We start from the raw sequence: 26,486 nt of genomic DNA, 5'->3' as shown, positions 1-26,486 counted from the left end.
TTAAACATTTTGATTTATCCTTTTAAATCAGAGAGTAACTTGTGCTCCTACAACAATTACTCTTAAAGGAGGTAATGAAAGGCCACTTTCTGGATCTAGGTTTTTACAGTTTGTAATCATAAATACGTTTTGTGCATTGAAGAATAATCTAGTATTTTCCGTGTGCAGCTTCTTTTTCCATCTATCGGGTAGCTGCCATGAGAGTGATATATTTTTCAACCTTATATAAGAATTATCTGCAACGATTGCTTCGCTGTGGAGAAGGTTGTCAAGGTTTCCAATATTCTCAGTGCTGTATGGCTGAAGTTGTGCTTTGTCTCCATTTTTATACCATCGGTTCATAACAACTGCTGCTTGGTTACCGGCTCCTGAGTTAAATTGACCTGGATAGACAAGCCCCCTTAAACTGTATGTGACGTTATCTATGGCAGATCTTTTCGTGTAAGCAAAAAAGATATCTAGTGAAATGTTTTTATACGTGAACGTATTTTGAAGACCACCATAGAATTTGGGATCTGTGTTGAGCGTCACGATTTTGTCTGAGGGATCTGATGGTGAATAAGTGTGGTTTCCTTTTGCGTCGATAAATTCATAAATTCCAGTAGTGTCGTTAAGCCCGTGGTATTTGAAATAGGCTATAGTTGAAATAGGAGTACCCAGATATATATATTGGTTTTTATCTTTCCCAAAGTATGATTGTAACTGATTTTTCGGAATAGTCAAATTGAAGTTAGTTGACCAATAGAAATCTCTCGTTTTTATATTGGTGCTTGTTATAGTGAACTCCCATCCAGTGTTTTGAATTGTTGCTGGGAAGTTCAGGTTAATTCCGCTAAATCCGGTGACTGTAGATAATCTTGATGATGTCAATAGATTGCTGGAACGGTTACGATTATAGTTTGCAGTTAAGATAATTTTGTCGTTTCGAAATCCTAGATCAATTCCGATCTGTAATTTTTTTGTTTCTTCCCATTGTAAGTATGGGTTTGTTAGACGATTAGGAGAAAGCCCAATTGTTCCTTGATATGCGTTTCCCGTAATATATATTGGTTGATAGATATCCATAAATGTGTAGTCCCCAATTTGATCGTTTCCAGTGGTACCATAGCTAGCTCTAAGCTTTCCGAAACTTAATAGCTGTAAGTTGTTTTGAAGGAGGGGTTCTTGTGAAAAAATCCAAGCACCACCAATAGCTGCAAAATTGTGGAAACGATTTTCTGGACCAAATCTAGAGCTCCCATCTCTTCTTCCCGTAAGATTTAATACGTATTTATCTAACCAATTATATGTAATTCTGCTATATAGGGCATTGTATTTATATATAGAATTAATGGTTTTTCCGGAGATGCTAGTAGCGGACGCGAGGTCTTCCATTACTAGCTCATTGTTGAAACCACTAGCTGTAATACTTTGTTGATCATTGTTTTGCTGAGTTACTGTACTCCCTAGTAGTATATTTAAATAGCCGTTACCAATTTTTCTTTTGTATTCTAGCTTAGGTTCTACTATCCAGGAATTGATTCTATTTGTTAAGAATACTGTTCCATTGGGAAAGAAGGCCGCAAACTCCGGAGGGTAAACTGAGGCGGGAGACCTTGTTATTTCATTTGTTAGGAGGCTATTATAGCCAAAACTGCTTTCAATAGTCAGGCCTGGCAAGATTTCATAGCTTAGAGTAGCATTGCCCGTTAAATTAGTGGTTTTATTGGTACTTTTTAATTTATTTGGCGCAATTGGATTGGTAAAATATGTGCTTGCTCCATTTTTGTCAGGTGCCCAGTTCAAAGAACCGTCGATGTTATATGGATCTGGAGCAACAGGTGCTAGTGTTAGTGCGCTAGTCGTTAGATCTGTTAATGGTAACCTATTATCATCAAAGAGGAAAAAACCTGAAACTTGAATTCTAAATTTCTGATTAGCGGAGTTACTGTTTAAGTTAATGTGTATAGATCCTTTTGTATCTGAGAAGGATCCCGGGAATACAGTTGTTTCTTTGTGATATCCGGCGCCAAACAAGTACTGTGTATAAGCATTCCCACCGGATACACTTAGTTGTGCGTCTGTTTGTTGCGCTGTATTCCCAATTAGTTTTTCCTGCCAATCTATATTTCGTGTGGTGTCCCATGTGCCATTTAGATCCCAGTCAAATTCGGAAGGAGTAAGGCCGTCATTTATTAATGCTTCGCGGCGCATCTGAAGATATTCTTTTGTATTTAAAAGATTCATTTTGTATGGAACTTTTGACCATCCTGATTGAAATAGAAAACTCACTTTAGTTGGACCTACTTTCCCCTTTTTAGTTGTAATGAGAACTGCCCCATTTGCTGCCCTTGAGCCATAAATAGCCGTTGCATCTGCATCTTTTAGTACTTCGATGCTTTCTATGTCCGCCATGTTGATATACGCTAGTGGATTTCCATATGTACCACGTGTTCCAGATGATCCCCCGATTACATTTGTAGTGGGTAGTAATTGTGAGATATATGGAACGCCATCTATCACATAGAAGGGATCTCTTCCTGCTGTAAGGCTATTTACGCCCTGAATACGTACTGTTACGCCACCGCCTGGTAAGCCATTTGATTGCTCAATAAAAACCCCAGGAGAACGCCCTTGCAGTGCTAGTAGAGGATTGTTAACGGGTTGCTTTTCAATATCTTTCGCTTTTAAACTGCTTATATTGCCCGTATTTAACCTTCTTGTCGTATTTCCATAAGCGATTACCACTTTTTCATCTAAAACATTTGTATGTGTCTTTAGAAGTATTAGGAACGTTTTTTTATCGGCGATGATTTCTTTTGATTCGAATCCGATTGAACTAATTACGACAACGCTACCTTTTTCAATTTTTGTTAGACGAAAGCTTCCGTCACTATTGGAGATTGTTCCATGATTATTTATTTTGGATTTTACCGATGCCCCAGATATTGGGTTGCCCTCAGTATCAGTTATTTTTCCTGTTATTTCATATACGTTTAATATTGTATCTTTTGTAGGAAGTGTATTATACTTATTATATTTATATATTAAAATATTTTTATCATTTATCTTGAATCCTAAGTCATTACGATTGTCATTTAGGAGAAATTTCATGACTTCACGTATTTCCGTTTGAAAAAAGTTAACAGTTACCCTTTTTTTTTCATTTAGCTCAGTTGCATTAGCATTATTGGAAATGGTAATCCCTGTTTGTTGATGTATTTTTCTAAAGACAGTTCCTAATGGGATGTTATTTGCAGATATCGTGACTCTGGATGTTTGGCAGATTGTTATTCCAAATGAAAGAGTTGTGTTAAAAATGCCCATTATGATTGTCAATAATGAAAGTCTAAAAAGGCAATTTACGAGTAGCATTCTAGCCATATGAAATCAAATTTGTCCCTGTAATGAAGCTAATGTCTTGACATACTTGTAGTACACCTATTTTGGAACTAGGGTACCATTGTGGTTTAGTCGAACTTGTGAGGCATTAGAATTAGGCTTTGGTACGTTTAGGTATTATATAGTGTAATCATACATTATTTACGCTCTGGAAGGTGGATTAAGCTAGTTCAATAAAGGTTGGGCGTTTCTGAAAAGGGCAGGTATTTTTTACTGACTTAAGAAATATAACAGATTAAGCACACTGCTTCAATTCCTTTTATGCAGGTATATTGCGCTGAAAGTGTTTAATTTAAGGTACAATGGGTTATGCAAACTGCAATAATTTAGACCAATTGATCATATCATGATTTAACGACTAAATCCTCTTAAATGAGAAATATAATATTGTTATTTATTTTTATGTGCGTTCCGGTTGAAAATTTTGGCCAATTGGGTTTCTCAAAGACCAACGATAATAAATTGCAATCTAAACCTCGAATTGATTCAACTGCTTATGGTAGATGGTCATTTGTAGATGGGCCGAAAATTTCGAATGATGGAAGATATATGTGTTATTATATTAAAAGTAGGCTTAAGGGGATGGATACGACTGTTATAAAGGAATGTGAGGGAGTATGGGAAAGAAAGATTTGTGGAAGCATTTACGTGCAGTTTACCAGTGACAGTAAGATAGCTTTGTTTAAGGTTGGCGATACGTTGAATGTCATAACATTGAATAAAAATGTACTCACACAGTTCCCAGGGGTGAAATTATTTAGAGTCCCAAGTAATGGAAACGGGGAGTGGATTGCACTTACTAATTCTGAGGGGAAGCTTGAAATGAGAAATTTCCGGAGCGGAGAGCAACGAATTTATAGATCAGTCAAAAAATATTCTTTTAGCAATAATGGTAATTTTTTGATAATTGAAGATGAACAGATGGCTGACAGTGTGATAAGTCAAACAATAAGTTTACTCGATGTGTCAAAAAATAAAATCGTAGATATTTGGAAAGGAGTGGGTCTAATGCAATTAATGTTTGATCAATATGCTACTGTTTTTGCATTTGTACTTTTAGATAGGATGACGGATAAGAAGTCTTTATGGTACTACAAAAAAGGGCAGCATATACCTGTTTTAATTACTTGTGATTCCTTAATTGATATCAAGGGAGATCTGAGTTTGGATAATATTTCGGAAATTAGTAACGATGGTAATTGTGTGTATTTTACTGTAAAGAAGAAGGCGAGAAAAATTGATAGTGTTAATGAAAAATCTTTGGTGACTATTTGGAGCTATTTGGACTCGAAACTACCAACTGCACGAACAGTTGATAGTCAATTTCCACAGTCCTATTCGTTTGTTGCTTTCGTTAACGATCGTTGCATTGCCCAGACTAGCTGGGATAATGAGTTGATACTAAGCAGGAGTAATGATGGGAAAAGATATTTGGTTGAACATATGTCTGGTAATTCAAGCCCAGGGGATCAAGTATGGAGCTCATCTGCTCAACGTTCATACTTGCTGAGAACAGTCGGAGAAAAGGCATCAAGGGATATAAAATTTGCAGGATTTGATATGATTGAAATTTCTCCATCAGGTAAGTATGTAATATACTACGACAGGGATTCACTTACGTACTTTAGTTTTGATATTATGTCCGGTATTTGTCGAAATATAACAACGCAGATAAAGACCTCTTGGATCAGCTATTACAGGGAAGATCTCTTTCGTGCTCCGCGTGGAATTGCAGGTTGGTTAGATAATGATATGTCTGTAATGATTTATGATCGATTTGATATTTGGGTAGTTGATCCATTGGGAAAGAGAAAGCCAGTTAATCTTACTAATTCATATGGTGCTAAACACAAAATTGTATTTTATTTGGGGCTATCCAATTCATTAAATCAGACATTTTCGAAAAATGAGACAATTGTATTGAATGCGCTTAATCTCATTAACAAAGAGAACGGATTTTTTCAAAAAGCTATAGGATTAAGTGGGGACCCTCAACTGCTGACAATGGGGAATTATATATATCATCTTATAGATAACCCGTATACAGACAATGGGGGACGCTATCCTATTAAGGCAAGAGATGCCAATAAATATATAGTTTCGAGAATGCGGGCAAATGAGTCCCCTAATTTTTTCTCTACTTCTGATTTTAAAAAGTTTACACAAGAGAGCCATGTTTTTCCTGAGCGTGATTATAATTGGTATACAACTGAATTGCATAGCTGGAAGAAATCGGACGGGACTTTTTCGCAGGGCATTCTTTACAAGCCTGAGGATTTTAATGACAAGCATTGTTACCCTATTATATTTTATTATTACGAAAAGAAATCCTTTGGATTGAATGCTTATATTTTTCCAGAGAGCCTAGCAGGAATGTGTAATTTGAATATTCCTACATTCGTAAGTAACGGGTTTTTAGTCTTTTCTCCTGATATTGACTATGTCATTGGAAATCCCATGCAAGGGACATATGATGCAGTCGTTTCATCAGCTAATTACATTTCTAAATTGCCTTATATTGATGGTAATCGTATGGGAATTGGGGGATGTAGTTTTGGTGGGCTGCAAACTAATTATTTGGTGACTCATACTAGCCTATTTGCCGCCGCATACTCATCATCTTCGATTTCCGATCTGGTTAGCGCCTACGGGGATGTGCCTGCCAGATATACTAGTCTGAATAGTTATTTTGAAGTTGGCCAGGGAAGAATTGGGGGAACTTTATGGGATAGAACAGAATCCTATCTCAGGAACTCTCCTATTTTTAGTGCAGATAAAGTAACCACACCGCTATTATTAATGCATACTACAAATGATGGTATTTGTTCTTTTTCTCAGGCGTTAGAATTTTTTACGGCTCTACGACGATTAGGAAAAAGAGCATGGTTATTGGAGTATCCAGAGGGAAATCATGGAATTGGTGGTAAATCAGCAGATGATTTTAGTATTAGACTATTTCAATTTTTTAATCACTATTTGAAAGGTACTCCGGCACCTATTTGGATGACCAGAGAGATTTTGGAACCTGCAGGCAATGAAAAAGGGTATGAGTTGGATTTTGATATTAGAACTCCCACCAAAGGACTATTGATTAGATCAAATAACCGATAGGCAATTTATTTATTCTGAAATCGTATGTATCTTCTAGAGATCTCGATGGTATAAATATTCTTGTGATTTGACGGAGTGGAGCTTTTGAAGATCCAATTGGAGACTAGTAGTTTGAGATCTGATTATGTCTAAGCATTGTAAGGTAGATTATCCAGATTTTATTTTAACTATAAGCATTAGTTTGCTACATGGAGGTTGTCACTCTTGCGGTGCAGGTATTTGTTTGTTCTGAGAATGCCGATGAATAGAGTGTAGTTATAAACCCACCTACGGGAACGGCAGTCAATCTTAAGGAAATGCTTAGTACACAACCTTGGAGCTCTTCTCCAGATTTAATTGTTGTGCCGAAGGAATAGAAGATGTTATATGTTCTAGATGCTTTGAATGCTAATGAGCCACCTACGATGCCCATAATAGCAATAATTGATAGAATAATTTTTTCTGGTTTCATATTTTTTATGTTTTATTTTAAAATGTGTTTTTCATTTTTTAAGCATTCTTTTAACAGGAAGGAAGAGTTCTACTGAATATCATCCTCTGCGAAGAGTAATGTTTGTAATAGAATAAAATATACTCATTTGACTTAAACCTGCTACAGTCTGAAATCAGAATGAGTGTTTAGAGGCTGTGTTCCTTATAAAATCATTGCCATATAAGTTTAAGTTGCCTTAGAAGTTCGTTTTTATAGCCAGTTGCAGTTGTTTTTAAGGGTGGCTAAATTGCTAGATTATTAGTTATAATCGAGGATATTGAACAATATCATGAGTCTTCATCCTTTGTTATATCTCTTATAAGGAATCGAGCTGTCTAATAAACCTTGGGTAATATTGAAGTATATTATCACTGCTTCAAATCTACAAACAATCGCTGCTATTTGTACGCAGGCCCCTGTTTTTATTGATCCATGGAGATTATTGCTGACACCTCACCTTTTACCTAAGAAATATGAGAAACCAATAAGAAAGAAACGTTGTAACGAATTTGTTCTAGTATCTTGAATATAGTTATTTTGTACAATGCGACTTATATTAGTATTTTGCCTTAATAGATCAAATCCTTGCAGTTTGATAATACCTTGTTGATGTGAGAATAAAGATTTGGAGATCGATGCATGAACTATAATAGGATTTAAATTATAACCTTCCATTCTTCCAGTTGTCCATCCATAGTTGACATTGGTTGAAATGACAATTTTGTGGGGAAGATTGAGGTCTCCTGTAAAGGAAATCGCGCCGTTAAAATAATGGAAGCTGGTACTTTGTATAGTAGAGTAAACTACTTGATTATAATTTAAGTTACCTGCAATATTACATTTGAAAAGTTCTTTATATTCAAACTGAAATCCAATTGATTGGCTAAAAGTGAAATCTTTATGAAATATTTTTGTCCCATTTGTATAGTTCATAGAACGGTTTATCACTCCTTTTGTGGAAAAATTAATTGAAGACTTTTTCGATTTTAGAGGTGTGTTATTGTCTATGTTAATACTTATTGTATAGCCCCCATTTATATTTATGGGCTGGTCGGTTTGCCTTCCAAGAGAATCGTACCATGAGGCGTTTAGAATCTGATCACGTAGAATCCTGCCATTGACATTTACTGAAAAACTATGCAGAGATGAAATATTAAACATGTTGTATGTGATATCTATATTATGTATGCTCATCGGTTTTAATGATTGGTTGCCGATTTTTGAATTTAAAGGGTTGCTATTGTCTCGGATTGGTTGTAATTGAGATAGTTGGGGGAAGTCTTGATTCTTTCTATATGAAAAGCGAAGCTTTTTGTTTGTGTCTAAGAGATAGTTGAAATTTACTTCCGGTAATAAACTTTTAGACTGGGTTGAATAGTATTCTTTCTGCGTAATGTTGGCATTTTTCATGTTAAATAATAGTGAGGCTAGTGAAACCGAGTAATCAAATTTGTCTTTCTTATATATCCAACTTAGCTTGGCATAATGTTGAACTGGAGTGCTTCTAAAACTGTTACTTAAGCTATCAGTTGGTATGTCATATAATTTAGTATGATTATTAAAGTTCGATACCTCTATATCGGATGTATTATGACTATAGTCTTCTACGAGCGAAAGCTCAAGCAATCCATTATTTGAAATAGGTTCAGTGTAGTTTATCATTAGAAACAAACGTTTACTGTTCTTTTTTCTTAAAGTATTTTGATTAATGGTATCAGAAATAGTTTCAGAATTAATAGGGAAGTATATATTTTTTGATATTGCGACTCCATCATCTTCACTATAGCCTTCTCCGGATGCTACTGTGATGCTTAAGAATCTATTTTTCTTTTTGAATTTTTTATCATATCTTAAGCTCGAGGAAAAATTTGAAGATCTATTTAGATCTGCATTTAATATGGTTCCTATATTGATTTTTCTAGAATGACTTCCCGTTGATTCGTAGCTACTGGAAAAGTGATTGCTTATTTGTTGAAGGGATATTTGTTGTGAAATGGTAATACTTTGGAGAGAATCAATTTTATAATCAAATTGCAAGGATCCATCATGACTCGTATTTTTTATTTCGGTGAATGTTTCCTGGTTGTATAGAAGATTTGAGTCGTTAATAATGGTATTCCTTATACTTGAACCTTTCTCAGTCACTCTGTTATCATTTATTAGATAGTTTAGACCAACTGTCATTTTTTTGCTTACCTCATTGCTATAGCTTACACCTCCATTATAACTTCGTTGAACACCGTGACTTCCCATGTTTTTTGAGTCTGGTACTCCATTGACATTATTTCCATCTCCTAATATCATTAGTTGTTGATTTTCATTAAAGCGGCTTAAATTTACCTTTGTGGCAAATCTGCCAGCAGTTCCAGCAGAGGCACTTATTTCCCCGGATAGCAAATTGTGCTTGCTCTTCTTAATTGTAATATTAATGATATTTTCATTTTGTGTGTTGCTCAACCCAGGGCTGTTTTTTTGATCTTGTATTCTATCAATTAATTGCACTTTATCTATTAAATCTGCTTGGAGATTTTTACTGATTATGCTAGGATTTCCACCACTGAAAAGTTGTCGACCATCAATCATAATATTTTGCACAATTTTTCCATTTGCCCGGATCGTGCCATCATTGTCGATCTGAATACCGGGTATTTTTTTCAAAAGATCTTCTACGACGGCATTTGCTTTTGTTCTAAAGAGGCTGGCATTAAATTCAATTGTGTCTTTGGTGAATCGAACTGGTACCTTTGTTTGAACAACTTCTATTTCTGCTAAAGTAAGGCCTGTTCTCTTCATTTCAATTAAGCCTATTTTTTTGATACTGTCCTCTGATGTTACTGTTATTGGAATGGACTGCGATTCATAACCGAGGAAAGTTATGTGTAGTATATAATTATTGATTAAGAGATTGTTAAGGGAGAAGATCCCACTTTTATTGGTAAAGACTAATGTTTTCTGAGTTGAGTCTTTTGCGAGTAGACAGTTAACTGTAGCGGCAGATAGTGGATTGTGGGTTTCCTTGTCAATTATTTGTCCGCTAATATTAACCCTGTTGGATGTCTGGGGTAGAGCTTTTAAAGCTGTCACAATTACAAGTAATAGGATTGCTAATTGCTTCATATGGCGAGTATCGATGGCACCTAAATTCAATCTTTTGAATGCATTCAAATGGCAGTCGTAAATTCTACTAGTTTTAGCTTTTTTATGAAAAATATATGTGCTGTCGAGGAATTGCAGTGAGGAGATTTAATTTTGATATATAGTGAATAGAATTTTGGTAGGTATATATGTATCGATCTTATTTCACAGGCAACTACAGTAAGTGTAGAGATTGAACCCTCAAAATTTCATTAACCATGTCTGTTTTTTGTTCCTTTAAGATGTGCCAACATTAAGTACTATGATGCGTGACTATGCCTTAATATTAGAATTATGTGTCAATTAACTGTTGTGCAGAGGCAAAATTGCTTTAGAGCGAGCATGGTATCGGTTCATCTGGTCTTGTAGATAAAAAATAAGGTTTTATTCTTTTGGTTATAATTAATAAAGTGATATACTAAGTTTATGACTCTAGATAACCCTAACAGAAGTTCTATATTGGATAGAAGGCTTGATGACATACATGAAGTTAGAAGAGATGGTTTCCCCGAAATACGATTTACAAAGTATTTGGTCAATTCGCTAGAGAACAGATTGTTTCTAGTTGTTGGGATTTTGGTTATTTTCTTGCAACTAATTATTTTTAAGATATTTTACCCCTTTGCTGGGTTTATAAATGGTGACTCATATATCTATTTGGAGTCTGCATATCATAATTTTGTAGTCAATACATATCCGATTGGATATTCAAAATTTCTCCGCTTAATTAGTGTGTTTACTCACTCTGATTCAGTTGTTGTTGCGATTCAGTATTTGTTGATAGAGGGGAGTACTATGGCGCTGGTATTTACGCTGTTTTATTTCTATAATCCAAGGAGAATTACTAGAATACTCCTATTCTCAGTTATGATAATTAACCCCGTATATCTTTATCTTGCTAACTATATTTCTAGTGATGCTTTCTTTTTAAGTCTCAGTTTGATATGGTTCACATTGTTGATATGGATTATGAATAGACCAACTAAGAAGTTGATTTTTTATAATTCATTGATACTTTTCATTGCATTTACTGTTAGGTATAATGCTTTATTTTACCCTGTAATAAGTGGGATAGCCTTATTATTAGTTAGACGAAAGGTGGTGATGAATCTTTTGGGATTTGGACTCAGTATTATATTGATTACATTGTTTGTACAGACAACAAGTGAGAAGTACAAAGAGATAACTGGACGGAAACAATTTACACCTTTTACAGGTTGGCAAATGGCAAATAATGCCTTGTATGCCTATCGATATGTTGATAGCTCTCAGAGGAAGTTGGCCCCTCCCACCTTGGAGCGATTAGATAATATGGTCCGTAACTATTTTGATTCGAGTCGAGATATAAAAACTCATCCTGCTGAGGCGCTTGTTGCAAGTACAGTTTATATGTGGGATCCAGGATCACCGCTTTCTAAGTATATGGAAATGCAGTTTAAGAATGACTCAACGGCTACTGCTTTAAAGAAGTGGTCCACCGTGGCACCTTTAATGAAAGAGTACGGTGAATTTCTTATTAAATCATATCCTAGAGAATTTGCACACCACTATCTAATTCCAAATGCAGTAAAATACTACGCTCCGCCTGTGGAATTTCTGAATCAGTATAGCACTGGAGTTGATAGTGTAAACGAAACGGCGAAGGTATGGTTTAACTATAAAAGCAATAAAATCACTTGTCGTTTTAATGATTTCAAAGTGAGTACACTTGATTTTTATCCTATTTTGACTGGAACCATGAATGTTGTTTTTGTTTTGAGCACAATTAGCTTTTTAATACTAAGAGGATATAAACAGTCTCCCCAGTTGAAGAATGCTTTAGCGCTTGTGGTTTCATTATGGATAGTGAACTTTGGATTTAGCGTTTTCGCCTCACCAATAGCCCTTAGATTTCAACTATTCCCCATATTGATATCATTATCTTTTACATTCTTACTGGTTGAGTTTCTTGTGAAAGCGGCCCAAGGATCTTCTATGGATAGTTCCAACGGGGTAGTAAGAGTTATGGAGTCTAATGAGAAATATACGACTATTTAACCTTTAAATACGTAATATGATTGTATGAAGGGAAAGATTTTTTTTGTCATTTTAATCATTTTTCTTTTAGGTTTCCTGATATACATAGGAGGTAATTCGATTGTTGATAATCCAGTAATAAATGGTAAAGGGAAAAGTTACATTAAGGAATTGGTAACTGGACATGAAGGAGAACTATTACCTGATATTGAGTTATTGCTTCCAGACAGCAGTACGGTTATTAATATCAGAAGCATGCTATCAGATAAGCCAGCAGTGCTGTTCTATTTTGGACCTTACTGTGAATATTGCCAGTTAGAGATGCTTGAGATAGTTTCAAACATGAAATCTATGGAGAATATACAATTCTATTTGATTTCTCCATATCATATTTTGGATATAAAACGATTTTATGATGCCTATAATTTGAAAAGGTATCCCAATGTGATAATTGGAATGGATGTGGGATATAAGTTTGGTAAGTATTTTCAAGCTCAGAATATTCCATATTTAGCTATATATGGTAGCAATAAAAGACTGAACGCTGCATTCATTGGTAATGTGAAATTCGATCAGATAAAATCAACTGCTGAAAAATAAGTTGTTGCGCAACATAGGTGGGTCCATGCTCGTAGAGGACCTACTAAAAATGGAGAAGCCGAAAACCATTATAAAAGAGTAGGCGAATTTGTAAAAATTAAGTTTAGCTTTTTGATTTTAAAAAGCATCTATCATTATGAAAAAAGCAAAATTTGCATTAACAGCTGTTGCCGTTTTGGCGGTTATTGGTGGTGCACTGGCATTTAAAGCTAATAGGCAGGTTAACCATTTTTATTCATTGGGTCAGGCCGTAATTGATGGTCAACCTGTTAGCGGTTGTGTTGTCGATAAGACCTTACAGCTGACTCCCGTTGCAGCAGGTGGTTTTATTACTACTCTGTATTCCTCTACAATTAGTATTGGTGCCACTACTTGTACTGCTAGAGTTACAAATAATGGTTGATCAAAAAGAAGTATCTAAGGACATTTTGAATCTGTCTATTAGACCACATTGATAGAGATGCCATCTCCCAGTTTGTATAAATTGGGAGATGGCTATTTAGGCTGAAATTAGAAATTATATTTTGAAGAAAGGAGAAAGGGGATGTGTTCTTGTTATACATTCTGATTTATGTTGACCAACTTAAATTATTGTTTTTGTAAGTATCTGAACATTTGATTCTGGAATATTGATTCGCTTTGATCTATTTTTTCTAATGATATAATAGGATTGTCATTTGGGCATATTGACCCACTTGGAAATTGATTATTAGTTTGAGTTTTTTTTGTTGACATTTGCTCTTTAAAAATACGCGAGTCTTGTGCAAGCGCCATACGGTGGTGCAATTAGAGCAGTTTTGCAACTTTAAGGATGATTCCTTGTTTAAATATTAGTCGCAAAAATACCGCAAATACCTATTCTTGCCAACGGTCGATTCTGCAGAAGATGGGATAATCTTGATGATAAATCACTTGCTGGTAGAGCTTCTCGTAAAGAGAGTATTGCCCGTGACATGTTATCGTTTAGAGCAGTTGAATGTCCATTTTGATATGCGTATCGTGAATTAGGAAGGTTGTGTACTACTCGTCAGTTATCCTGGCATGAGTATTTATGATAGTATTCGTATAAGTATACTTACAATCATTACTGCTGAATAGCTACCTTGATAAGGCCTGAGAAGAGAAGCAGGTACCTGATGATGTGGAAGAACAGGGCATGGAGGTATGGAGTAATCTGCAAAGGCATATATCGCCACCGCGTATTCGCGTATGGCGCTATGCTGCAGCGGTATTGATATTGGTTGCGGGCGTTGCAACGTATAGCTACCGATTTGCGTTGCAGAACTGGCTGGATCCGCATTGTACCGGCTCAGTATTCATAAAGACAAACACGGGACTATCATCATAAAGTAGCGCTACACATAAGGCCAATGCTAACAACCATCAGCGGGCTGCTGATGGTAACGGACACTCTTTTTTTAATCACAAACGAATGAAGGAAAAGTTTTTACACTGATGTATGTTGATCCTGCAGTCTTTTGCTTTGCCGGTAATGGCACAAGAAAGCTTCTTGCAGAAAAAGATCAGCATCAGTTTCAGGAATGAGCCTATCGCAAAGTGTTTCATGACAGTGTAACAGAAGGGAGGCGTTACCTTCTTCTATGACCCGGCTGAAGGCGGTGGAAAGAAAATATAGGGCCGATCTCAGCAACGAAACCGTGGCAGAGGTGATCGCCTGGTTATTACAGGATACAGCTTTTATAACAGCGATATAGGTTTCCTGGGACAAAAGGTAAAATCAAAGAATTTATCACCGGAATTCAGAGAGCTGTCTAACCAATACTCAAACAGCCTGGGCGATATACAGCGTAAGATCGCCAACAGCCACAACGATCCGGCTATGTGTGAATAAGGAAGGGAATATTTATATAGTGGAGCGATATGGAAAAGCTGTGAGAAAGATAATGCTGCAATAAGTTTTCAACATAAATAAAAAGGGCTGACCAGGTTAATGGTCAGCCCCTTCGTTATGAATAAGCACCCGCGCTTAATAACCCGGGTTCTGTTTCATATTCGGATTACGTTCTACTTCTGCATTCGGCAGCGGGAATACCACCGCATTATCATTCCATGCCTGTTCATCAACACCACCGTGAGCAGGAATGTTCCGGTGTGTTCTCAGGAAGTCGAATTCACCATGTCCTTCGAAAGCCAGTTCTATCCTGCGCTCTGTGAGGATGTCGTTGATCAGTGCGGCCTGTGTGAGGGGGGCAAGTACTTTAGCTTTAGCCCTTGTTCTGATCTTGTTCAGCAGGATGATGGCCTCCGGATCGGCAACAGCCGGGCTCAGCCTGGCCAATGCCTCTGCTTTGGTAAGCATCACTTCTGCCAGGCGCACTATAGGTACCCAGGCATCTACAGTGCTGGCGCCAAAGAATTTCTTTGTATAGAAAGCAGTGGTGTCGCCATTACTGATAGCATAGGTGAACAATGGTTTGGCACGCAGGTCGGTGAAGCGATCAAAATTAGGAAGCTTCAGGTAGTCCTGGCTGATGGTGATATCACCACGGCCGGAACTGCCGTAATGCTGGCCAATTGCATTGTTGGTGTTAGGGTTATCGCCGGAGCTCATGGCTACAGAGAAGATACGTTCCATGGAGCTCTGGTAGTTGCCGGAAGACCATACATCTGCAGGAGTGGCATCCAGGTCATATCCATAAGACGAGAGGAGCACGCTGTCTGCATAATCACGGGCTTTGGCCCAGTTGCCTTCATACAGGTAGATGCGTGACAGGAGCGCATGCGCGGCTCCTTTGGTAGCACGGCTGCGGTCATTGTAGTCATCACCGGAAGTAACAGGCAGCGCGGCAGCTGCTTCGGTGAGGTCTTTGATCATCTGGTCATACACTTCCTTTACTGTATTACGGGGAACCTTATTCTTAGGATCTATGGCTTCGCCGCCGTCTTTCGCAGCAGTAAGGATCAGGGGAACACCTAAATGACCCGCATCTGCCTGGAAAGTATAGGTTTGCGCATAAGTATTTACCAGGAAGAAATAGGTAAGCGCCCGGATAAATTTGGCTTCTGCGTAATAGCCGGCAGCTACCTGGGGCCCCACTACGCTTTCATGGTCCTTTAGGTTTTGTGAGAAATAGTTCGCTTCAAAAATAGTGCGGTATCCGCCTGACCAGCAGTTGAACGCATACACATTATTAGAGAGCATATTGAAAGTAGGCACATTACCAAAGTAAGAGGAAATGTTTACATCAACAGATCTTACATCTGAGTAAATAAGCACACGGCCACCCAGGAACTCTGCGTTCTGCAGAGCATCATACATACCGATAGCCGATTTCTCTATCCTTTCCGGTGTGCTGAACGCCTCATCAGGCGTTAGTTTGGAGAAAGGGATCTGGTCATTTACCTTGGAGCAGGAAAACAGCATCGAGGAAGCTATTGCCACCGCGCCAATGACCAGGCTGATGTTTGTTCTTTTCCGGAAGTTCGGTTTATATTTTAATTCCATAATTCAGTTTTTTTAATCGCTAACAATTAGAATCCAACATTTAAGCCCAGCATGTATATTCTTGGCAAAGGCATACCCCTGTTATCAGTACCGTAGTTGATATTGCTTTCACGGTTGGTATTGATCTCAGGATCTGCGCCTTTATATTTGGTGATGATAAAGGCATTCTGAACGAGGGCGTATAAACGCAGGCTGCTTAAACCGATCTTTTCCTTGATACCAGGGAAGGTATAACCGAGGCTGATCTCACGCGCTCTCAGGAAGTCGCCTTTTTCCAGCCAGCGGGTAGACGCCTGGTTGGTAGGTGCATCGGAGAGTACCAGTTTTGGAACGTCTGTGTTTTTATTTTCAGGAGTCCATCTGTTTTTGATCTCTTCCAGGTTGTTCTGGAAATAGTTGCTCATAAGGGCAGCTCTGGTTGCATTGTATACATAGTTACCACCGCTGTATTGCAGCAGGATGCTCAGGTCAATGCCTTTGTAGCTGAAGGTGTTATTGAAACCGCCATACCAGGTAGGGTAGCCGGATTTATCCATGTATTGCGCGTCGGAAGCAGTAACAGCAGCCATTTGTTTGGTGCCGTCGGGAGAGGTCCATTTTCTGGCGGTAGGTACGTTAGGATCCAGGTTATACATTACCAGTTCGCCTTTAGCATTGTAGTACATCGGGTTACCGTTATCCGGGTTTACGCCGCCCCATTTGATCAGTTTGAAAACGCCCATGGTTTTACCCACGCTCACCCTGTTATTGGTTTTGATGATGTCTGATCCATCGGCGGTAGCTGTTACCCTGTTTTTGATAAAGGTGAAGTTGATGCTGGAGTTCCAGGTGAAATCCTTTGTAGCGATGTTCTGGGTATTGAGCGTTAATTCAAGCCCTTTGTTCCACATGGTACCAATGTTGGTGGTGAGGATAGAACCAACAGCGCCGGTAACGGGATCCCATGGAGTACCCACGGTGGCCAGGATAGGCGCATCAAGGATCAGGTGGTCGATGTTGCTGTGGAAGTAGTCTGCCACAAAAGTGATCCTGTTTCTCAGCAGGGTAACGTCAACGCCTATATCCAGTTTCTTTGATTTTTCCCATTGGAGGTTAGGGTCACCGATCTGTGCAACGCCAAATCCGTTTATATCACCGTATTGTCCGCCTCCATACAGGGAACGGAAAGCATAGGCGCGGATATTGGAGTTACCTACCATACCGTAGCTGGCCCGGAGTTTCAGGTCGCTGATCACAGAAATATTGTCTTTGAAGAAACCTTCTTCAGAAATCCTCCAACCCACGGATACACCAGGGAAATAACCACGGCGGTTATTGGAACCAAAGTCGGAATAAGCATCCGCTCTCAGGGTTGCATCAAAATAATATTTTGATCCGTAGTTATAACCTACTTTACCGAAGAAGGATTCGAAGGAGTTGGCATTCCTGCCGCCACCGGTATAACTGTTATCTGAACCGGCAAATAAACCGTCATAGATCTCTTTAAAATAAGAGTCTGCCAGGTTACCCTGGCCGGTGTATAATTGTTTCTGCTCGGTATGCTGCGATTCCTGGCCTATAGTAGCACTGATGAAGTGCAGATTGTTGATAGCTTTCGTATAGGTGGCGAAGTTAGACCAGTTCCACAGGTTCTGCCGGAAGAGGTTTTCCTGTACCAGGCCGTTGTTGCCTAATCCCAGACCTGCCTGTAAAGGACCGCTGTACTGGTCCTCAAAGTTCTGGAGTAAGTCAACCCCAAAACGGGAAGTGATCTTTAAACCGGCAATAGGTTCAATTTCCACGTAGGCGTTGGAAAGCACACGGGTGGAAGTGTTGTCGTTTCTTCCGAATTCCAGGTTAGACAGTGGGTGGAAGAAGCGGTTCAGTTTATTGGTAGTGATGTTGTTACCATCTGCAAGGTCACCGTTGCTGGACTTAATATACAGGTTACCGTTTTTGTCGTAAACCGGTACGTTGGGCATTGCGTTGTATGCAGAGAAGGTAGATCCTGCAAGATATCCGTCGGACAGTACGCCGTTGTTCAGCGATTTGGAGCTGTATACGGAGATACCTGATTTCAGCCATTTTTTAGGTGTAACATCCAGGTTCATACGGATGCTCCCCCTGCGCAGGCGGTTAACGAGCACCATACCTTGCTGGTCGGCATATTCACCGGAAGCATAAAATTTTGCTTTCTCGGTACCGCCTGTTAGTGATAACTGGTGATTCTGGATAATACCGGTGCGGAACACCTCATCCAGCCAGTTGGTGCGGTCTGCTTTACCATCGCCATTGAGGTCAATGTCTTTAGCCAGGATAGGTGCAGTACCGCCTGTTTTGGTGGCATTCTTTGCTTTTTCATTCTGGATAATGGTAAAATCGTCGCCGTTCAGCAGTTTAGGTAAACGTACTGCGGTGCTGGCACCTACATATGCGTTGTAGTTTACATTGACAGTGCCGTTCTTACCTCTTTTGGTGGTAATGATAATAACACCGGCAGCAGCGCGGGAACCATACAGGGCACTGGCGGCGGCATCTTTCAGTACGTCTACAGACTCGATGTCGTTCGGGTTGATGTCTGCCAGCGGGTTATAACGGGTACCGTTACCACTGTTGAAAACGTTCAGGTTAGTAACAGAATTCACCGGTATACCATCTACTATTACCAGTGGCTGAGAGCTGTTAGTAATAGAGTTGATACCCCTGATGCGGATGTTCACGTTATCGCCCAGCACACCGGAGTTGGTGCTGATATTCACACCGGCAGCGCGGCCGGTGAGGGCCTGGTCAAAGCTGGTGGCAGGGCGGTTATTTACAAGTCCGGCTGATACATGGCTCACAGAAGAGGTAACATCTTTTCTTTTCAGTTCTCCATAACCGGTTACCAGTATTTCGCTCAGTACTTTATTACTGCTGCTTAAAGCAACCTGGATGTTCTGGCGGTTGCCTGCTTTTTCTTCTCTTGTTTCATAACCCACGAAAGAAAATTGTAAGATGGCACCGGCATCTGCCTGGATGGAAAATTTACCGTCGGGGCCAGATACCACGCCGGTTTTGGTGCCTTTGATAATAACAGATACGCCTGGCAGTTCCATACCATCCGATGCATCTGTTACCTTACCTGTAATCGTTCGGGTCTGGGCATAGGCATGCACCACACCGATGGCTAGTAAAAGCCATAGTAGTAAACCTTTTTTCATACGGTTTCAATTTGGTTTAGATATATAAGAAATATTGTGGCGGGCAGCCTTGCCTCAGATTTTGGTTTATTAATTCATCGGGTATTATGTAGCATGGGCGCCCGCCTTATTCATGTTATTCAGATTTTGGTTTAAAGATGATCTTGTTGTTCAACAGAAATATTTCCCGGAACCTTACAGGAACCAGTGCATTGATCTGTTATGTAAATGACTTAATAAAAGAAACCCGGCCGTAGCTGGCAACGCCACCACCATGGATATCTACGGTAAATTAATCAGCAAAAACAATCAGTACAGCATGTTCAAATTTTGGTTATAGGGTCCATGTTCAGTTACAGCGGGTAAAAGCTGCAAACAAACTGGATGATTCTCATTAGCAGCATAAAAGTATACCGTTTTTGGGATAAAAACAATATTACGCAGGATGTTTATTTTGAAATATAATTACTTACCTCCGGCAGGTTGCCATTGGGATCCCGGAAGTAAATAGAGCGGGTTTTACCGGTGGCACCCGTGTGGTCAACAATTCCGGCTTCCGGGATATCTATTTGCAGCAACTTAACTCCGCGGAATTTCTTCCGCGGCAGTATCTGCAATAAAACACAGACCAGCCGACCCCCACAGTGGGAGCGAGCGCCTTAGGATCTGGTTAGTAAAAACGATGGATTTCCATTAACTTGCTGTATGGATAAAAAAGCTGCTCCCAACAAGCTGACTGTATTCTTTAAAAAGCTGGGCCCCGGGCTTATTACCGGCGCCAGTGACGATGATCCGTCCGGTATTGCCACTTATTCGCAGGCCGGCGCACAATTCGGGCTGGCTACTTTATGGACTTCCCTGCTCACCTTCCCGCTGATGGCGGCTATCCAGGGCATGTGCGCCCGCATTGGGCTCGTTACCAGCCAGGGCCTGACCGTTACGCTTAAAAATAATTATCCCCGGCCGGTACTGTACATTATGCTGCTGTTCAGCTTCCCCGCTATTACGCTGAACATAGGCGCCGATATCCAGGGCATGGGCGCTGTTTGCAACATGATTTTCCCGGCAGTGCCGGTGTCAGTTTTTTGTGTGGTGATCACTGCTGCTATGATGTTCGTGATCATACAGTTTTCCTATGAGAAAATTGCGATGATCCTGAAATGGCTTTGCCTGTCGCTGCTCCTGTACGTCATCGTACCCTTTATGATAAAGCAGGACTGGGGCGATATTGCCAAACATACTTTTATTCCCACTATCCAGTATAACAAGGATTTCTTTTCTATCATCGTGGCTATTCTTGGCACCACCATCTCGCCTTACCTCTTTTTCTGGCAAACCACTATGGAAGCAGAAGACCAGGCACACAACGGTAAAGGCATTGTAGTAGATAAAAGGGTACTGGGCGAAATGAAAACAGATGTGAATACCGGGATGTTATTCTCCAATATGGTTATGTTCTTTATTATCCTCACCGCCGGCAGCGTGCTGTTTCCCGCCGGTGTAAGGGAAATAGATACGGTTGACCAGGCCGCTAAAGCACTGGAACCACTGGCAGGTAAGCTTACTTACCTGATCTTTGCCACCGGGGTGCTGGGTACGGGGCTGCTGGCCATCCCTGTATTGGCAGGCTCTCAATCGTATATGCTGGCAGAAACACTGGGGTGGCAGGCCGGCCTGGATAAAAAGTTTTCCCAGGCCAAACCGTTTTATATTTCTATCATCATTTCCCTGATAGTAGGGCTATCGCTCGATTTCCTGGGTGTGAGCCCCATAAAGGCGTTGTTGTACACCGCTATTGCCTATGGGCTTACAGCCCCGGTAATGATTGTGATGATCATGCATATAGGTAATAATAAGAAGATCATGAAAGAACATACCAATTCGAAGTTGTCCAATATCCTCGGCGGGCTTACCCTGTTACTAATGACCGCCGCCGCGGTAGCCATGATCTGGTTCCTGTTCTGATTTCCCGTTTTTGATATTTTTAATCACTGCCAGCGAAATGAATATTTTAAGAAAGGTATTTACCGGTACCGGTATCGTGTTCTCTTTAACCGCTATCTCACAGGAACGTATACACGTAAATAGTTTTGGTCTGGCGCCGAATACTTTTACAGACGCCACCACGCGCGTGCAGCAGGCCATTGCAGCCTGTAAAGATAAACCCGGGGCTATACTGGAGTTTGCCCCCGGACGTTACGACTTTTACCCGGACAGCGCCGTGAAGAAAGTATATTTTATTTCCAACACCTCCAGCGAAACAGAAGTGCCTGAGAAAACGAAGACCATCGGGTTGTTCTTTGAGCACTTCAAAGATCTTACCATTGAAGGCAATGGAGCGGAATTTGTTTTTCATGGAAAGATGACTACCTGGGTATTTGACCATTGCGAACATATCACTATGCGGCATGTAACCATAGATGCGGAACGTCCTTCCATGTCGGAGATGACGCTGAAAACAGTCACTCCCCAAATGGTGATTGCCACCATACATCCCGATTCCAGGTACAGTATTATTGATCAGCACCTGGAATGGCATGGTCCCCGCTGGGGCATGAAGATATTCCATGCAGTACTGGCCGATACGGCTAAAGGTGTCTACTCCTATTCTTCCTGGGCCCCGTTTCAAAAAAGTAGAGCCGTTACCATAGCTCCCCATACGGTGCAGTTCACCGGCGATTTCTCCGGCTTCAAAGGCGGGCCCGGCAATATATTTACGGTGAGAGATGGTATCCGCGACCAGGTAGGCGCCTTCATCAATCATTGCCGTAACGTTCAGCTGGAACATATCAATATGCGTTATATGCATGGTCTTGGTATTGTATCGCAGTTCTCTGAAGATCTTAACTACAGTCATATACAGATTATGCCGGGTGAAAACAGCGGCCGCGTGATGGCTGCTTTTGCCGATGGGATGCACTTCTCCGGCTGCAAAGGGGATATTACTATTACAGATTCGCATTTTAAAGGGCTGCACGATGATCCGGTGAATGTGCATGGCACTCACCTGGTCATTACCGGCAAACCTGGCCCACGGGTACTGAAACTGCGTTTTATGCACCACCAGACGTATGGGTTCCAGGCATTCTTTGCCGGCGACAGCATCAGTTTCGTACATGCGGCTACGTTGGAAGGATACGCCAAAGGCCGGGTGACCGCAGCCCGCATGATCAATGAAAGGGAAATGGAAGTAACGCTGGACAAAGATATGCCGGAAAGCATCATTACCGGCGACTGTCTTGAGAATATCACCTGGGTGCCATCGCTCACGGTACGGAATTGCCTGTTTGAGGCGGTGAATACAAGGGGATTGCTGGTAACTACCCGTAAAAAAGTGGTGATAGCGGGGAACCGGTTTTACCGGACAGGCATGCATGCCATCCTCATTGCAGATGATGCGGCCAGCTGGTTTGAATCAGGGCCGGTAACAGATGTGGAGATCAGCGGCAATACCTTTGAAGGATGCGGGTATAACCTGTCGCCGGATAATAATTATGTGATTGCCATCGCACCGGAAAACCACCAGTTACTAAAGGGCTACATGGTGCATCATAACATCAGGATAGAAGATAATGAATTCAGGATCTACGACTACCCTGTGTTAACAGCCCGCAGTACCGGCAATTTATCGTTTACCCGTAACCGTGTTACCTGGCTGAACAACTTCCTGTCCACGGGCGCGCCACGGCCTGCTTTCCGGCTTACCGCCTGTGAAGGGGTAAAAATAAACGGCAATGAATGGCAGGTACCTTTTAAACCAATGGTATTGTTGCAGGACATGAAAACTAAAACGGTGAAAACAGACTTGCCGGTGGAAGTAAGGCCATAATTATTTTACCGTTCTGAAACCCTGGTTGCTGAAAGAGGCCCGTTTATGCACACGGCCTATATCCACAGAGTTGAAGAAGGAGCAGGAAGCCTGGCTGCACCACCAGGACCCGCCGCGGGCATGGGCCAGGGCAGGGCTTTCATCCGGTTTTATTTTACCGGAACAAAATTCGAATACATTCCCGTACATATCATACAGGCCCCAGGCATTGGGCTGAAAGCTGCCAACGGGCGCCGTGTACAGGTAGCCATCTGAACTGTCGGCCTGCAAATGGTCCTTTCCATGCCATATGTTGGCATAGCGGCCTATGGACGCTTTTTTCTCTCCGAAAAAATAAGTAGTGGCGGTGCCTGCCCGGGAAGCAATTTCCCATTCATCCAACGTGGGAAGCCTTACCCCGGCCCATTTGCAATAGGCTACCGCATCGTTGTAACTGATGCAGGTAACGGGATGCTCCATTTTATTTTCAATGCCACCGGCGCTTACACCATTGGGAAACCGCCAGCAGGCGGTAGAATCATTGTTCCATTCAAACTCCCGCAGGCCCGGGGCAAATACCAATGCATCATGCCGTTGCTCTGCATCGGTGATATAACCGGTAGCTGCCACAAAAGCAGCAAACTGCCGGTTGGTGGTTTCGTATACGGAAATATAAAAGCTATCCACGGTTACCCGCCGCGCCGGGTTGAGCATATGCCGCTGCCCGCCAACATGGTAACTGCCGGCAGGTACCAGCACGTAACCACCCGGCGTTTGCGCAAAGCAGCAGTAGCTGCCCAGCACCAGTAATGCAGTACTAACCTTTTTTAGGAAGCCCATTGTAAAATGCAGTAGCCCGCTCAATGATCAGCGCTTCATTGGCAGCGTTGAAGTTCAGGAACGCCTGGTAACTGGTACTTTCATCGGCATACAGTTTTTTGTAGGAGGAAGAGGAGAGGAAAGGCGCATATTCATTATTCTTCATCAGTATCATCAGCAGGGTAAGTATATCATGATCTTTATGATCCTTGTTATAGGTGCTGATGAGCAGCGGGATCATTTCCCGGCCATTGACCTCAATGATCGCCTTCTTATAATTAACGCCTACCCGGTTGCTTCGCTGGACGGAAGCGCTGATGAGCGCAATGGCGGAATCGCGGTTAGCCGCCAGGAAGCGCGATTGGCGCTGACTCCAGCTGTATTCGCCGAAGGCATCCGGTAGTTGCGCAAAGATCTTTTTATGTTCATCCGGGACAGGAGGCATGGCATCACAGTTCTGACTATACGATTCAGCATGGATCAGGTGATAAGTGAGCTTTTCCCGCATGGATAACGCCATATATTCCTTTTGGGACAAAGCAACATTGTCGTTTTCATCTGATCCGGCTTTGGCCACCAGGGCCAGTACTTTTTCCAGTCCATCCGGCGGTCTGCTTATTTTCAGGCGGTATTCGTGATAAGCCTGGCTTTCCTTGCTGGGCTCTACCCAGGTTCCATCTTCCTGGGAAAAACAAACGCTGTAGGCAAATACGGATAAAAGAACCGCTGCGATCTTCTTCATACAATACTTTTGGAATTAAAATTTATGGAAAGATACGCGGATTTTGTCTGACTCAGACAAAATCCGCATCACGGCGCCAGCCTCAGCTGCATAGCCTTTTTATGCTCCAGTTCCCGGTGATGCCGGAAAACGCTTTTTGTTACAAAATGGCCTAATGCCAGGCCTACCCATACATCGCTGCTCCAGTGCCGGTTCTCGTACAGACGGGTGGCGCCGGTGAGACCGGCAATACCATAAGATACCCACGGTACCCAGGGATGATCTTTTCCATACAGCTCTGCAAAGGCGGTGGCTACGGTCATTACGGTGAGGCTATGGCCTGAAGGAAAGGAGGTATGTTGTTTATCTTTACTGAAAGGAGCGTTAAAGCTGAACGGAGAATCATAATAGGTAGGACGCCCTCTTCTTATGATACTTTTCAGGGTAGCATAAATGGCAGTGGAGATGATCAGCGATTTAGCAGCCATCAGTCCGCCGTGCTCCAGGTTGCGGTCTTTTATAATAACGCCCGCTACATACATGCCGGCTACAAGATAGGGGGAATAGGCATTGCCAAAGGGCTCTATCTGGTCGGTTACACTGGTAACAAAGTTCGACTGATGACGCACAAAGAACTGTTTTGTACCATAATCCCCTGCCAGCAACACGCCCGTTACACCGGCCACTACGCCCAGCCGGATATAGTCCTTTTTCTGCCAGTGCGCAGGCCTTGCCACTGTGTATTTTAAATCCTGCCAGATGCTGCCCAGGTAAACGCCGTTTATGCGGTACCGTATCAGGGTATCGCCGGATTTGATATTTGTATGGTTGCTGTCTGCCTGAATAACGGGCAGGCTGCTGTCGGACTGCGCCTGTAGGCAGGAAGAAGAAACAAACAGTAAAAGAAAAATAAGCCGGAATCCCATCAGTGTAAATACTTTGCAGAGAGCACGAATGTAGTATTTTTTTAAAGAGGAGCAGCGCCGGAATTGTTTAACTTTATGGCTATAATTATCAGTAGTATGAAAAACTGTTTCTTCGCACTTTTATTATTGCTTGCCACCGGCAATGCCATGGCACAGAGAGTTACGCCAGACGTGATCTCTACCTCTAAAGGCCCGCTTACCATCCAGCCCGTTAATCATGCGGATCTTGTGTTGTCAGTAGCCGGTAAAACCATTTATGTGGACCCCGCGGGTGGCGCTGAACCACATAAAGGCCTGGCGGCGCCGGATATCATCCTGGTAACGGATATTCATGGCGATCATTTCGACCCGGCTACCATCAATGCCCTGAAAAAGGCTCACACACTTATTATTGCGCCGGCAGTGGTAACCGCCAAATTGGAAGGCATCCCTGCTGCCCAGGTGATTACCCTGAAGAATGGTGAGTCAAAAAAGGTGGAAGGAATTTCCATCAACGCCATCCCGATGTACAATCTTCCTGAAAGCGCCACTGCCATGCATACCAAAGGCAGGGGTAACGGGTATGTGCTGAAAGCAGGTGGCAAATCCATTTATATCTCCGGCGATACCCAGGGCATTCCTGAAATGAGGGCGCTGAAAAATATTGACGTGGCTTTTGTGTGTATGAACCTGCCCTATACAATGGATGTAACAGAAGCTGCAGATGCTGTACTGGCCTTTGCGCCCAAGGTAGTATATCCTTATCATTACCGCGGTAAAGACGGGCTCAGTGATGTAAATAAGTTCAAAAGCCTGGTGGATGCGGGCAACAAAGGAATTGATGTGAGGCTGCGCGACTGGTATGCAAAATAATTGGGGCTTTCTTTCTACTTT

The 26,486-nt window shown here is 41.4% G+C and carries 15 protein-coding genes; 7 read left to right on the top strand and 8 right to left on the bottom strand.

Going from position 1 to position 26,486, the window contains the following annotated elements:
- Positions 1–27 precede the first annotated feature (27 nt).
- Positions 28–3,363, bottom strand: coding sequence for a SusC/RagA family TonB-linked outer membrane protein (locus tag ABIE50_RS27760; protein WP_209866330.1), 3,336 nt, complete (start codon positions 3,361–3,363; stop codon positions 28–30).
- 390 nt (positions 3,364–3,753) lie between these two features.
- Between ABIE50_RS27760 and ABIE50_RS27755 the strand changes: the two genes are divergently transcribed.
- Entirely contained in the window at positions 3,754–6,492 is a 2,739-nt protein-coding gene (locus tag ABIE50_RS27755; RefSeq protein WP_209866327.1) for an alpha/beta hydrolase family protein, read from the top strand.
- Between the two features lie 184 nt (positions 6,493–6,676).
- On the opposite strand, the gene ABIE50_RS27750 is transcribed toward ABIE50_RS27755, so the two are convergent.
- Together ABIE50_RS27750 and ABIE50_RS27745 are read right to left on the bottom strand one after the other, a co-directional pair.
- Complete coding sequence (locus ABIE50_RS27750; protein WP_209866324.1) at positions 6,677–6,943, bottom strand: hypothetical protein; 267 nt, start codon at positions 6,941–6,943, stop codon at positions 6,677–6,679.
- Positions 6,944–7,417: 474 nt separating this feature from the next.
- On the bottom strand, positions 7,418–10,081 hold the full coding sequence (locus ABIE50_RS27745; RefSeq protein ID WP_209866321.1) for an outer membrane beta-barrel protein: 2,664 nt from the start codon (positions 10,079–10,081) through the stop codon (positions 7,418–7,420).
- A 444-nt stretch (positions 10,082–10,525) separates the two neighbouring features.
- On the opposite strand from ABIE50_RS27745, the gene ABIE50_RS27740 reads away from it, so the two are divergent.
- The 3 genes from ABIE50_RS27740 (at position 10,526) to ABIE50_RS27730 (ending at position 13,118) form a co-directional block, all read left to right on the top strand.
- Positions 10,526–12,136, top strand: a complete 1,611-nt coding sequence (locus tag ABIE50_RS27740) for a hypothetical protein (protein WP_209866318.1) — start codon at positions 10,526–10,528, stop codon at positions 12,134–12,136.
- A gap of 24 nt (positions 12,137–12,160) precedes the next feature.
- Complete coding sequence (locus tag ABIE50_RS27735; RefSeq protein WP_209866315.1) at positions 12,161–12,715, top strand: TlpA family protein disulfide reductase; 555 nt, start codon at positions 12,161–12,163, stop codon at positions 12,713–12,715.
- 136 nt (positions 12,716–12,851) lie between these two features.
- Complete coding sequence (locus ABIE50_RS27730; protein ID WP_209866312.1) at positions 12,852–13,118, top strand: hypothetical protein; 267 nt, start codon at positions 12,852–12,854, stop codon at positions 13,116–13,118.
- A gap of 1,584 nt (positions 13,119–14,702) precedes the next feature.
- On the opposite strand, the gene ABIE50_RS27725 is transcribed toward ABIE50_RS27730, so the two are convergent.
- Positions 14,703–16,181 (bottom strand): RagB/SusD family nutrient uptake outer membrane protein, encoded by a 1,479-nt coding sequence (locus ABIE50_RS27725; protein ID WP_209866309.1) that lies wholly within the window; start codon positions 16,179–16,181, stop codon positions 14,703–14,705.
- Between the two features lie 26 nt (positions 16,182–16,207).
- Positions 16,208–19,360: a SusC/RagA family TonB-linked outer membrane protein gene (locus ABIE50_RS27720; protein WP_209866306.1), complete on the bottom strand. Its 3,153-nt coding sequence runs from the start codon at positions 19,358–19,360 to the stop codon at positions 16,208–16,210.
- A 684-nt stretch (positions 19,361–20,044) separates the two neighbouring features.
- Between ABIE50_RS27720 and ABIE50_RS27715 the strand changes: the two genes are divergently transcribed.
- Entirely contained in the window at positions 20,045–21,304 is a 1,260-nt protein-coding gene (locus ABIE50_RS27715) for an NRAMP family divalent metal transporter (RefSeq protein ID WP_209866303.1), read from the top strand.
- Between the two features lie 37 nt (positions 21,305–21,341).
- Positions 21,342–23,168, top strand: coding sequence for an alpha-1,3-galactosidase-related protein (locus ABIE50_RS27710; protein WP_209866300.1), 1,827 nt, complete (start codon positions 21,342–21,344; stop codon positions 23,166–23,168).
- Here the strand turns inward: ABIE50_RS27710 and ABIE50_RS27705 are convergent, their stop codons facing one another.
- From ABIE50_RS27705 to ABIE50_RS27695, 3 genes are all read right to left on the bottom strand, one after another.
- On the bottom strand, positions 23,169–23,987 hold the full coding sequence (locus ABIE50_RS27705) for an SUMF1/EgtB/PvdO family nonheme iron enzyme (RefSeq protein ID WP_209866297.1): 819 nt from the start codon (positions 23,985–23,987) through the stop codon (positions 23,169–23,171). It abuts the gene before it with no gap.
- Positions 23,965–24,708: a hypothetical protein gene (locus ABIE50_RS27700; protein ID WP_209866283.1), complete on the bottom strand. Its 744-nt coding sequence runs from the start codon at positions 24,706–24,708 to the stop codon at positions 23,965–23,967. Before ABIE50_RS27700 ends, ABIE50_RS27705 begins: the two co-directional genes overlap by 23 nt.
- A gap of 68 nt (positions 24,709–24,776) precedes the next feature.
- Positions 24,777–25,613, bottom strand: a complete 837-nt coding sequence (locus ABIE50_RS27695; RefSeq protein ID WP_209866280.1) for a phosphatase PAP2 family protein — start codon at positions 25,611–25,613, stop codon at positions 24,777–24,779.
- 96 nt (positions 25,614–25,709) lie between these two features.
- On the opposite strand from ABIE50_RS27695, the gene ABIE50_RS27690 reads away from it, so the two are divergent.
- Positions 25,710–26,465, top strand: a complete 756-nt coding sequence (locus tag ABIE50_RS27690) for an MBL fold metallo-hydrolase (protein ID WP_209866278.1) — start codon at positions 25,710–25,712, stop codon at positions 26,463–26,465.
- Positions 26,466–26,486 lie beyond the last annotated feature (21 nt).

The organism is Chitinophaga sp. OAE865 (assembly GCF_040546735.1).
GTDB lineage: Bacteria > Bacteroidota > Bacteroidia > Chitinophagales > Chitinophagaceae > Chitinophaga > Chitinophaga polysaccharea_A.
The sequence above is the reverse complement of the archived record's forward strand: the minus strand, read 5'-3'. Positions and strand labels throughout refer to the sequence as shown.